An 8,240-nucleotide genomic window follows, 5' to 3' on the forward strand; every position below is an offset into this window, starting at 1 on the left:
GGAGAATCTCCGCCATGACGCACACCGTGCTGATCGCCGAGGACGACCGGGCCATCCGCGACTCGCTCGCCCGCGCCCTGATGCTGGAGGGCTACCGGGTGCGGGTCGCCGCCGACGGCACCCAGACCCTGGCCGTCCACGCCGAACAGCGCCCGGACGTCCTGGTGCTCGACGTGATGATGCCCGAGCCGGACGGCCTGGAGGTCTGCCGCCGGCTGCGCGCGGCCGGCGACCGCACCCCGGTGCTGATGCTCACCGCCCGGGTGGAGGTCCCCGACCGGATCGCCGGCCTCGACGCCGGCGCCGACGACTACCTGGTCAAGCCCTTCGACGTGGACGAGCTCTTCGCCCGCCTGCGCGCCCTGCTGCGCCGCCACCCGCCCGAGCCCGCCGCCGAGGCGCTGACCGTCGCCGACCTGCGGGTCGAGCCGCCGGCCCGTCGGGCCTGGCGCGCCGGCCGGGAGCTCGAACTCTCCCGCACCGAGTTCGACCTGCTGGAGCTGCTCGTCCGGCACGCCGGCGCCGTCCTCGACCAGGCCACCCTGTACGAGCAGATCTGGGGCTACGACTTCGGCCCCGGCTCGAAGAACCTCGCGGTGTTCATCGGCTACCTGCGCCGCAAGCTCGACCGTCCGGGCCTCGTGCCGCTGATCCACACCGTCCGCGGCGTCGGCTACACGCTGCGCGAGCCGTGACCGGCCCCGCCCGCCGCCTCCCCCGGTTCCTGCGGTTCCCGCGGTTCCCGCGCCCCGCCCGCGGCCTCCCCCGGCTGCCGCGCCCGGGCCTGCCCACCACCCTCGCGCTGGCCTTCGCCGCGATCGCCGCGCTGGTCGCGGTGCTGATCGGCGCACTCGGCTACGACGCCGCCGCGCGGCTGATCCGGGACGACGAGACCGCCGACTTCGGCGCCGCCGTCGACTCCGTCGGCCGGCAGGTCCAGCGGGAGGTCCTCTTCCCCGGCGACTTCGCCGGCCCGAGCGGCCTGAGCGCCGACCTGGTCCGCCCGATCCGGGTCACCACCCAGTCGCTCGACCCCGACGGCGCGGTGCTGCCCGGCACCGCCCGGCTCGACCTGCCGCCGAGCCCGTCCGACCACGAGCTCGCCCACGCCGACCAGCCGGGCCGCACCTCGATCGGGCTGCGCCACCGGCACCGCGAGGCCTACCGGGTCGGCGTGGTCTCGCTCGGCGGGCGGCGCGGGGCGGTCCAGATCATCCAGCAGGTCGGACCCTCCGAGAAGCTGCTGAGCACCCTGCGGACCCGCACGGTCGCCCTGGTGGCGATCGTCGCGGTGCTCGCCGGCGGGGCCGGCCGGCTGCTCGCCCGACGGATCACCCGACGGCTGGTCCGGCTCACCGAAGCGGCCGAACTGGTCGCCACCAGTGGGCGGTTGGACGTCACGGTGCCCGCCGCCGGAACGGACGAGGTGGGCCGGCTCGGCCGGGCCTTCGACCGGATGCTGGTCCGGCTCGCCACCGCGAAGGAGAACCAGCGCCGCCTGGTGCAGGACGCCGGGCACGAGCTGCGCACACCGCTGACCAGCCTGCGCACCAACCTCTCGGTGCTGCCCGGCCTGGACCGGCTGCCGCCCGCCGAACGTGCCGCGCTGATGGCCGATCTGCTGGAGGAGTCACGGGAGTTGGCCCAGCTGGTGGAGGAGCTGGTGGCGCTCGCGGCGGACCGCAGGGCGGACGAGCAGCCGACCGGGGTGCTGCTCGCCGACGTGGTCCGGCAGGCCGCCGCCCAGGCCCGGCGGCGCAGCGACCGGCAGATCGTGGTGGACGCGGACGGAACCGTCGTCACCGCCCGGCCGGACGCGCTGGCCCGCGCGGTGGGCAACCTGCTGGACAACGCCGCCAAGTTCGACCCCTCCGGGACCGGCCCGATCGAGGTGGTGGTGCGCGGCCCGCGGGTGGAGGTGCGCGACCGCGGCCCGGGCATCGACGCGGCCGACCTCGACCGGGTCTTCGACCGCTTCTACCGGGCCACCGCCGCTCGCAGCCTGCCCGGCTCCGGGCTGGGCCTGGCCATCGTGCACGAGGTGGCCCGCTCGCACGGCGGGACGGCCTTCGCCGCCAACCGGGAGGGCGGCGGCGCGGTGATCGGCTTCACCCTCGGCGGCTGACGGCGCGGACCGTCCCGGCGCGTGGCAGCGCCGGGCCCGCGGTGGGACCCGCCGTCAGACGGCGGCCAGCAGCCCCCGCCCGAGCCAGTCGGCCTCGCCCCTCGCGCCCGGCAGGACGAAGAAGTACCCGCCGCCGGTCGGCGAGATGTAGTCCACCAGCGGCTCGCCGATCAGCCGGGTCTGGGTGGCCTCGAACTGCCGGACCACGTCCTGCTGGTAGCAGCAGAACACCAGGCCCATGTCCAGGTTGCCCGCCTGGTCGACGCCCCGGTCGTAGTTGAAGCCCCGGCGCAGGATGCGCGAGGTGTCGGTGTCTGCGGTGCGCGGGTTGGCCAGCCGGATGTGCGCGTCGAGCGGGATCGCCTTGCCGTCCGGGTCCTTGGCGTAGTCGGGCGCGTCGGTCTCCCGGGCGCCGTCCAGCGGCGCGCCGGTGTCGCGGCGGCGGCCGAACATCTTCTCCTGCTCGGTGAGGGTGACGCGGTCCCAGAACTCGATCAGCATCCGGATGATGCGGATCACCTGGTAGCTGCCGCCGGTCGCCCAGCCGGGTTCGCCCGTCCCGTCGGCGACCCAGACCAGCCGGTCCATCTCGCGCGCGGAGCCGGTGTCGGGGTTGACGATGCCGTCCTTGAAGCCGAGCAGGTTGCGCTGCGCGCCGTCCGGGCGGGACTGGTTCTGGAAGCCGTCGATCCGCCAGAGGATCTGCATCGCGCCCCGGGTGTGCCGGGTGATGTCGCGCAGCGCGTGCAGCACGGTGTCCTGGCGGTCGGCGCAGATCTGCAGCGAGAGGTCGCCGTGCAGTTCGGCGGCCCGGAGGTTGTCGTTCGGGAAGGTCTTCATCGGCGCGAGCCTGACCGGCTTGGCCTTGGCCAGCCCGTAGCGGTCGTCGAAGAGCGAGGCGCCGACGCCGACCGTGACGGTCAGGTGGTCGGCGGGGACGGTCGGGCCGAGGATGCCGCTGTCCGAGGGCGGCGCGCCGACCCCGAGGTCCGGCGGGGTGCCGCCGGCGGTGAGGAAGCGGATCCGCTCGGTCAGGGTCCGGAACAGCGTTTCGAGGCCCTTGCGGTCCTGGGCGATCACCTGGCAGGAGACGAAGGCCGCGAAGCCGGGGGCCGGGGTGGTGACGCCGGCCTGGTGGGCCCCGTGGAACGGCACCGCCCCGGTCTTGTCCTGCTTGCCGTCCCCGGCGGCGGCCCGGCCGGCGCCGAGGGCGAGGCCGCCACCGGCCAGCACGGCCGCGCCGGCACCGGCGCCGAGCGCGGCCCGGACGAAGCTGCGCCGGGCCGGTCCGGCCGGGCAGCCGCCCTCCGCGGCGGCCTCGGCCGGCGCGGCGTGCGGGAAGGGGCAGGACCCGGTGGCTGCGGTGTGGTCGGTCATCAGGCGGCCTTCCGGATTTCGAGCAGGGCGGGGACGGGGGCGAGGTCTTCGAGCAGTTCGCCGGTGGCCCCGTTGAGCTGGCGGCGGGCGTCGGCGGGCAGCCGGTCGACCGGGGTCCACCCCTCGGGCCGGTGCGCGGCGGCGAGCAGGTCGCCGACCCGCTTCATCCCGGCGTTCGCCTTGACGAGCACCTGCGGGTCCCGCTCGTCGAGCAGCGGCTGGAGCAGCGTCAGCAGTTCCTGGGTGCCGGTCAGGTTGGCCTGGGCGGTGGCCAGGTTGGTGCCGCTGCCCATGTCGGTGTCGCCGGTCAGCTCGAACTGGAGGGTGTTCTCCAGGATCTCGTGGGCGCGCAGCGGCAGGTCGCCGGGGGCGAAGTCCTGCCCGGGGAAGTCGCGCGCCAGCTGGTCGACGTTCTGCGCCAGGTCGTCGGCGACGGGCGTCAGCTCCTCGGCGGACCGATCGTGCCAGAGGCCGTACTCCAGGCGCAGGAAGCCGGTGAAGCCCGGGTCCTTCTCCTTGTCGGCGAGGCCGTCCGGGCGGCCGTCGATCTTGCCGTCGAGGTCGGCGAAGGTGCCGTACGCGGCGCCGAGGGAGGCGTACTGGAGGTGGGCGGCGAGCCAGTCGGCCTTCGCGGTGGCGAGGTCGCCGGAGCGCACGTCGGCCTGGAGCTTCCGGCTCTGCGTGACGAGCGTCGCGAGGCCCTGGCCGACGTACTCCTTGTAGCTGTCGAGCGGGGCCTTGAGGTCGTCCTCGGCGACCGGCTTGACGGCCTTGACCACGGCGGCGCCGCTGACGTGCACGGCGGCCGAGGTGACGGGCTTCCCGCCGGTGGGCACGCAGCGCCAGGCGTAGTCGCCGGAGCCGATGGTGGCGGTCAGGGCGCGGGTGGTGCCGGGGGCCAGGCCCTCGATCTCCCCGTAGACCGAGCCGGTGCCCGGGTCGACGAGGTAGACCTCGGCGACCTTGTCGCCGGTGTTGCGCATCTGGAACACCTGCTGGCCGGGCCGCGGGGCGGCGAAGCCCTTGCCGCACTCCTGCTCGGAGACGGCGACGGTGGCGGAGCCGCCCTGCTTGCCGTCGCTGATCGCGATCACGGCGCCGGCCAGCACCACCGGGACGGCGACCGCCGCGGTCGGCAGCACCCAGCGCGGCCGGCCGGCCCGCGCCGGCGGGGCCTCGGACTCCGCGTCGGCCCCGGCGGGCTTCTCGGCGACCGCCGCCACCGCCGCGGCCGCAGCGGCGGGCGCGGCGGGCGCGGCGGCCGGGGCACTGGTGCCGCCGCGGACGCCCTCGACGAACAGCGTCATCACGATGCCCAGGTAGGCGACGTAGCCGACGACCTGGAGCACCGTCATGGTGACGGTCAGGTTGAGCGTGCCCTGGACGAGCGTCGCGTACCAGGACGAGGCGTCCAGGTGCCCGCCCAGGTCGAAGGCGTACGAGGTGCCGCCGCCGATCAGCCCGGACTCCTGGAGGTCCCGCAGGCCGTAGCCGAGCACGCCCGCCGCGACGACGATCAGGCCGATGCCGGTGATGGTGAAGAACCGGGTGAGGTTCATCCGCAGGGCTCGCCGGTACAGGCCCCAGCAGAGCCCGGCCGAGAGCAGCAGGCCGAGGGCCGCGCCGATCAGCGGCCCGGTGGACTCGCCGGCGGTGCGCACGTTGGTCCACAGGAAGAGCGAGGTCTCCAGGCCCTCCCGGGCGACCGCGAGGAAGCTGGTGAGCACCAGCGCACCGGCGCCCATCGCCAGCGAGGCCCGGACCTTCTCCTTGATCTCGGCGGAGAGGGTGCGCGCCGAGCGTCGCATCCAGAACACCATCGCGGTGACGAAGCCGACCGCGATCAGGCTGAGCACCCCGCCGAAGGCCTCCTGCGCGTGGCCGGAGAGGTTGGCGGCGGTGAAGGTGAGCACCGCGCCGAAGCTCAGGCTGAGCGCGACGGCCGCCGCGACGCCCGTCCACACCTGGGGCAGCCGGGCCCTCTGGTCCGCCCGGACCAGGGTGGCGACCAGGATCGACACGATCAGTCCGGCTTCCAGGCCCTCGCGCAGCCCGATCAGGAAGCTGGGAAACGCCTCGTCCCACATGCGGCGGGCTCCTTCCCCGGGCCCGGCCCGGGTCGTTCACCTGTTCTCGCCTCCGCCGCGGTGGCGGTGGAGCGGCACAGCCGAACGCCCCGGACACCGGGGTCCGGGGCGACGGCTTAGCTTAGGCAAACCTTAGAGCCGGCAAGGTCAACCGCACCCCCGCTTCGGGTAAGGATTCGGTATGAGCCCGCCCTCGCGTTGACCGGGCCCGCGGGCCTCAGGGGTCGTCAGGAGTCCGCGGTCACCCCCACCACTGCTCCGGGACCGGCTCCGGCTCGGACGACTCCGGGACCGTCACCGGTTCGGCGCAGCGCACCAGCAGATCGCCCTCCTCCGTCCCGGCGACGAGGTAGCCGCACTCGCGGAGCACGACCGCGGCCGCGCCGCTCAGCGCCGCGAGCGCCTCCCGGGAGGGTGGTCCGCCCGGCTCCGCGCCCGGCGTCCAGCCGACCACCACGCCCTCGGGGTGACGGTCGATCCACAGCGGTGAGGGCCCCGGTCCGGTGTCGAACCCGGCGCGGGCCAGGGCCTCGGTGACGTCCTCGAAGAGTTCACGGTGATCCACCATTGGCGCAGCGTAGGCCCGGGACCACGCGACCCCCGGCCGCGGCGCGCGCCGAAACGGTTCAGCGGCACTCGACCGCAGCATCGGCACCCGTTGGGCCGAGCGGCGGCCAGCCGATCGGGCGTCAGGGGCCCCCGTCCGGCCCGACACGAGCGGCCGGACGGGCCGATGGACGTGCACAGTCGGCCCCCTGCCGACAGCATGACAGAGTAAGCGCTCCATCACCCTGAGCAACGGGTCCAGTGGAACACCTGGTCCGCGCGCCGGTCCGGCCGGCGGGCCCGTATCGAGAGGTCCCATGATCACAACACTTCGCCGGCCGGTGTTCCCGCCGGCGGGCCTCCAGCACGGCACGCCGAGGACGCCGGGGAGCCCGTCGTGAGAACCGACCAGCAGTCGCAGCCGGGACCGGTGACCAGCACGCGCGCCGACCCCGCCAACAAGGCCGAGGCCCTGGCCGACTGGACCGACGGCCGACTGGGCATCTACTCCCTGGCCAAGTCCAATCTGCGCAAGATCTTTCCCGACCACTGGTCCTTCATGCTGGGTGAGATCGCGCTCTACACCTTCGTCATCATCATCCTCACCGGCGTCTGGCTGACCATGTTCTTCACCCCGAGCATGGGCGAGGTCGTCTACGAGGGGACGTACGTCCCGCTCAGGGGCATCGCGATGTCCGAGGCCTACTCGTCGACGCTCAGGATCAGCTTCGACGTGCGCGGCGGCCTGCTGATGCGCCAGATCCACCACTGGGCGGCCATCGTCTTCGTCGCCGCGATGCTGACGCACATGATGCGCGTCTTCTTCACCGGCGCGTTCCGCAAGCCGCGCGAGATCAACTGGGTCTTCGGCGCGCTGCTGCTGATCCTCGGCATGTTCGACGGCTTCATGGGCTACTCGCTGCCGGACGACCTGCTCTCCGGTACCGGCATCCGCTTCATGGAGGGTGCCATCCTCGCCGTCCCGATCGTCGGGTCGTACCTGCAGTTCTTCATGTTCGGCGGCGAGTTCCCGGGCACCGAGATCATCCCCCGGCTGTTCACCGTCCACGTCCTGCTGATCCCGGGCATCATGCTGGGCCTGCTCGCGGCACACCTGATCCTGGTCTTCTACCACAAGCACACCCAGTTCGCCGGGCCCGGCCGGACCAACCAGAACGTGGTCGGCATGCCGCTGCTGCCGGTCTACACGGCCAAGGCGGGCGGCTTCTTCTTCCTGGTCTTCGGCGTGGTCGCGGTGATGTCCGCGATCGCCACGGTCAACCCGATCTGGGCGTACGGGCCGTACCGTCCGGACCAGGTGTCCACCGACGCCCAGCCGGACTGGTACATGGGCTTCTCCGAGGGCCTGATCCGCGTGATGCCCGGCTGGGAGATCAGCGTCTGGGGCGGCCACACCCTCAACCTCGGGGTGTTCATCCCGCTGATGGTCTTCCCGCTCGTGCTGATGGTCGTCTGGGGCTACCCCTTCCTGGAGGCCTGGATCACCGGGGACCGGGGCGAGCACCACATCGCCGACCGGCCGCGCAACGCCCCGGTCCGCACCGCCTTCGGCGCGGCCTGGATCGGCCTCTACCTGCTCCTGCTGGCGGGCGGCGGCAACGACCTGCTGGCCACCCACTTCCACCTCTCGATCAACGCGATCACCTACGCGGTGCGGATCGGTTTCTTCACCGTGCCGGTCGTCGTCTTCGTGATCACCAAGCGGTGGTGCCTGGGCCTCCAGCGGCGGGACAAGGAGAAGGTGCTGCACGGCCGGGAGACCGGCGTCATCAACCGGCTCCAGCACGGCGAGTTCGTCGAGATCCACGCCCCGCTGCCGCCGGGCCGGCTCTACACCCTCACCGCGCACGACCAGCCCCAGCCGTCCGAGCTGCCGCCCGAGGTGGACGAGAACGGGGTGGCCCGCAAGACCGGGCTGTGGACCCGCACGCGGGTGAAGCTCTCCCGCGGCTTCTACGGCAAGGGCAGCCAGATCGCCAAGCCCACCGTCGAGGAGCACGAGGAGATCAGCAGCGGCCACGGCCACCACTGATTTCCCGGGCACGACGAGGGCCCGCCGCTCCGTTCCCGGCGCGGCGGGCCCT

6 protein-coding genes are annotated in these 8,240 nt (G+C 73.6%); 3 read left to right on the plus strand and 3 right to left on the minus strand.

Annotation, left to right across the window (positions count from 1 at the left end):
* The first annotated feature begins 14 nt into the window (after positions 1 to 14).
* Both ACFVGO_RS36495 and ACFVGO_RS36500 read left to right on the plus strand, forming a co-directional pair.
* A complete protein-coding gene (locus tag ACFVGO_RS36495; protein WP_359908776.1) occupies positions 15 to 695 on the plus strand; it encodes a response regulator transcription factor in 681 nt (226 codons plus the stop codon).
* On the plus strand, positions 692 to 2,125 hold the full coding sequence (locus ACFVGO_RS36500; protein ID WP_380636430.1) for an ATP-binding protein: 1,434 nt from the start codon (positions 692 to 694) through the stop codon (positions 2,123 to 2,125). Before ACFVGO_RS36495 ends, ACFVGO_RS36500 begins: the two co-directional genes overlap by 4 nt.
* A 54-nt stretch (positions 2,126 to 2,179) precedes the next feature.
* Here the strand turns inward: ACFVGO_RS36500 and efeB are convergent, their stop codons facing one another.
* From efeB to ACFVGO_RS36515, 3 genes are all read right to left on the minus strand, one after another.
* Positions 2,180 to 3,502, minus strand: a complete 1,323-nt coding sequence (gene efeB, locus ACFVGO_RS36505) for an iron uptake transporter deferrochelatase/peroxidase subunit (RefSeq protein WP_380636432.1) — start codon at positions 3,500 to 3,502, stop codon at positions 2,180 to 2,182.
* Complete coding sequence (gene efeU / locus ACFVGO_RS36510; protein WP_380636434.1) at positions 3,502 to 5,589, minus strand: iron uptake transporter permease EfeU; 2,088 nt, start codon at positions 5,587 to 5,589, stop codon at positions 3,502 to 3,504. The genes efeB and efeU overlap by 1 nt, the downstream gene beginning before the upstream one ends.
* 241 nt (positions 5,590 to 5,830) lie before the next feature.
* Complete coding sequence (locus ACFVGO_RS36515) at positions 5,831 to 6,157, minus strand: hypothetical protein (RefSeq protein ID WP_359908787.1); 327 nt, start codon at positions 6,155 to 6,157, stop codon at positions 5,831 to 5,833.
* A gap of 408 nt (positions 6,158 to 6,565) precedes the next feature.
* Between ACFVGO_RS36515 and ACFVGO_RS36520 the strand changes: the two genes are divergently transcribed.
* Positions 6,566 to 8,188, plus strand: a complete 1,623-nt coding sequence (locus ACFVGO_RS36520; protein WP_359908833.1) for a cytochrome bc complex cytochrome b subunit — start codon at positions 6,566 to 6,568, stop codon at positions 8,186 to 8,188.
* Positions 8,189 to 8,240: the final 52 nt, after the last annotated feature.

Origin of the sequence: Kitasatospora sp. NPDC057738 (genome assembly GCF_042798815.1) — a bacterium.
Classification (GTDB): domain Bacteria; phylum Actinomycetota; class Actinomycetes; order Streptomycetales; family Streptomycetaceae; genus Kitasatospora; species Kitasatospora lactacystinica.

Coding starts and splice junctions, on each gene's coding strand:
- ACFVGO_RS36495 (WP_359908776.1), top strand. CDS start 15: ATGACGCACACCGTGCTGATCGCCGAGGACGACCGGGCCATCCGCGAC.
- efeB (WP_380636432.1), bottom strand. CDS start 3,502: ATGACCGACCACACCGCAGCCACCGGGTCCTGCCCCTTCCCGCACGCC.
- efeU (WP_380636434.1), bottom strand. CDS start 5,589: ATGTGGGACGAGGCGTTTCCCAGCTTCCTGATCGGGCTGCGCGAGGGC.
- ACFVGO_RS36515 (WP_359908787.1), bottom strand. CDS start 6,157: ATGGTGGATCACCGTGAACTCTTCGAGGACGTCACCGAGGCCCTGGCC.